Below are 3,214 nucleotides of genomic sequence, written 5' to 3' on the forward strand. Positions count from 1 at the left end.
TCCGAATGGGGAAACCCATCCTCACCATTTAATCTTTGCCCTGCAGCAATGCAGGTTGAGGGTTAAATGGGAAGGATATCACCGAAGTGAATACATAGCTTTGGTGAAGCGAACCCGGCGAACTGAAACATCTCAGTAGCTGGAGGAAAAGACATCAACCGAGATTCCGTTAGTAGTGGCGAGCGAACGCGGACCAGGCCAGTGCCTGATGGTGAATTAGCAGAACAGTCTGGAAAGGCTGGCCATAGCGGGTGACAGCCCCGTATGTGAAAATGAAACATCAGGACTTGAGTAGGGCGGGACACGTGTAATCCTGTCTGAACATAGGGGGACCACCCTCTAAGCCTAAATACTCGTGCATGACCGATAGTGAACCAGTACCGTGAGGGAAAGGTGAAAAGCACCCCGATGAGGGGAGTGAAATAGTACCTGAAACCGAATGCCTACAAGCAGTAGGAGGGTCCTTGAGGCCTGACTGCGTACCTCTTGCATAATGGGTCTGTGACTTAATGTATCAAGCAAGCTTAAGCCGTTAGGTGTAGGCGCAGCGAAAGCGAGTCTGAATAGGGCGACTTAGTTTGATGCATTAGACCCGAAACCCGGCGATCTAGGCATGACCAGGATGAAGGTGGGGTAACACCCACTGGAGGTCCGAACCGATTAACGTTGAAAAGTTACCGGATGAGTTGTGTTTAGGGGTGAAAGGCCAATCAAGCCGGGAAATAGCTGGTTCTCCGCGAAAACTATTGAGGTAGTGCCTCGGATGAACACCGTTGGGGGTAGAGCACTGGATGGATGCGGGGGTCGCGAGATCTACCAAATTCAACCAAACTCCGAATACCAACGAGTGATATCCGGGAGACAGACGGCGGGTGCTAAGGTCCGTCGTCAAAAGGGAAACAGCCCTGACCTACAGCTAAGGTCCCCAAGTCGTGTCTAAGTGGGAAAGCATGTGGGATTTCCAAAACAACCAGGAGGTTGGCTTAGAAGCAGCCATCCTTTAAAGAAAGCGTAACAGCTCACTGGTCTAAATAAGAGATCCTGCGGCGAAGATGTAACGGGGCTCAAGACACGCACCGAAGCTTAGGGTGTGCGCAAGCACGCGGTAGCGGAGCGTTCCGTAAGCCTGTGAAGCAGTCTGGTAATGGGCTGTGGAGGTATCGGAAGTGCGAATGCAGACATGAGTAGCGATAAACAGGGTGAGATGCCCTGTCGCCGAAAGACCAAGGGTTCCTCAGCAAGGCTAATCCGCTGAGGGTGAGCCGGCCCCTAAGACGAGCCCGAAGGGGGTAGTCGATGGGAACCACGTTAATATTCGTGGGCCTGGTGGTGTGTGACGGATCTCTTAAGTTGTACATTCTTATCGGATTGAATGTGCTTCGACGAGGTTCCAGGAAATAGCCCCACCGTATAGACCGTACCCGAAACCGACACAGGTGGTCAGGTAGAGTATACCAAGGCGCTTGAGAGAAGTGTACTGAAGGAACTCGGCAAATTGCCTCCGTACCTTCGGAAGAAGGAGGCCCCATATATGCGCAAGCACTTATGGGGGGCACAGGCCAGGGGGTAGCGACTGTTTAGCAAAAACACAGGGCTCTGCTAAGTCGGCTTCAAGACGACGTATAGGGTCTGACGCCTGCCCGGTGCCTGAAGGTTAAGTGGAGGGGTGCAAGCTCCGAAATGAAGCCCAGGTAAACGGCGGCCGTAACTATAACGGTCCTAAGGTAGCGAAATTCCTTGTCGGGTAAGTTCCGACCTGCACGAATGGCGTAACGACTTCCCCACTGTCTCCAGTACATGCTCAGCGAAATTGAATTCTCCGTGAAGATGCGGAGTACCCGCGGTTAGACGGAAAGACCCCGTGCACCTTTACTGCAGCTTCAGAGTGGCATTAGGAAAGAATTGTGTAGCATAGGTGGGAGGCTTTGAAGCATGGGCGCCAGCCCGTGTGGAGCCATAGGTGAAATACCACCCTGTTGTTTTCTGATGTCTAACCTCGAACCATGAAACTGGTTCAGGGACCCTCTGTGGCGGGTAGTTTGACTGGGGCGGTCGCCTCCCAAAGAGTAACGGAGGCGCGCGAAGGTTGGCTCAGGCCGGTTGGAAACCGGCTGTTAGAGTGCAATGGCATAAGCCAGCCTGACTGCGAGACTGACAAGTCGAGCAGAGACGAAAGTCGGTCATAGTGATCCGGTGGTCCCTCGTGGAAGGGCCATCGCTCAACGGATAAAAGGTACGCCGGGGATAACAGGCTGATAACCCCCAAGAGCTCATATCGACGGGGTTGTTTGGCACCTCGATGTCGGCTCATCACATCCTGGGGCTGGAGCAGGTCCCAAGGGTTTGGCTGTTCGCCAATTAAAGTGGTACGTGAGCTGGGTTCAGAACGTCGCGAGACAGTTTGGTCCCTATCTGCCGTGGGCGTCGATATTTGAGAGGAGTTGACCCTAGTACGAGAGGACCGGGTTGAACGTACCTCTGGTGGACCTGTCGTCATGCCAATGGCGCAGCAGGGTAGCTATGTACGGACGGGATAACCGCTGAAAGCATCTAAGCGGGAAGCCTCCCTCAAGATAAGATATCACAGAGCCGTGGAAGACCACCACGTTGATAGATCGGATGTGGAAGTGGGGTAACCCATGGAGCTAACCGATACTAATTGCTCTATTCGCGCTTGAGAGCCCCGCCATCAACGACAGAACTGACATCAGTTCCGTCGATGGCGGATATAGCTCAGCACAGTAAATGCTTCATAGCCAAGGCAGCGGATGCTACCGCCGGCGACTGAGGCAAAACGAAAACGCACGGTTTCTAGAACATCTCATGCATAGCGCGGTCTCCATAGCTTGGTGGCCATAGCGTCAGTGACCCACCCGATCCCATCCCGAACTCGGCCGTGAAACCTGACTGCGCCGATGGTACTATTGCTCAAGCACTGGAAGAGTAGGTCGTCGCCAGGCTTTGAAGACCGCGCTACGCATCGAGATACAAAACCCATTCACATGTCAGCCAACGAGCCGAAGGCTCGCAAGGCCGAACGGCCGCCCGAGCTTATGCGAGGAAAGCCAAGGCAGCGGATGCTGCCGCCGGCGCTTGAGGCAAACCAACTCAGTGTCGCGGGGTGGAGCAGCCCGGTAGCTCGTCAGGCTCATAACCTGAAGGTCACAGGTTCAAATCCTGTCCCCGCAACCAACACACACACACACACACACAC

Annotated in this window: 1 tRNA gene and 2 rRNA genes (1 of these 3 only partly in view); all 3 read left to right on the forward strand. The window is 54.0% G+C overall.

Annotation, left to right across the window (positions count from 1 at the left end):
• Nucleotides 1–2,679, forward strand: a 23S ribosomal RNA gene (locus tag AC1RM6_RS30400); it begins 112 nt to the left of the window's first position.
• Nucleotides 2,680–2,845: 166 nt separating this feature from the next.
• A 5S ribosomal RNA gene (rrf, locus tag AC1RM6_RS30405) occupies nucleotides 2,846–2,960 on the forward strand.
• A gap of 155 nt (nucleotides 2,961–3,115) precedes the next feature.
• Nucleotides 3,116–3,192, forward strand: a tRNA-Met gene (locus tag AC1RM6_RS30410).
• Nucleotides 3,193–3,214 lie beyond the last annotated feature (22 nt).

The organism is Rhizorhabdus sp. GW822-FHT03C02 (genome assembly GCF_058801765.1).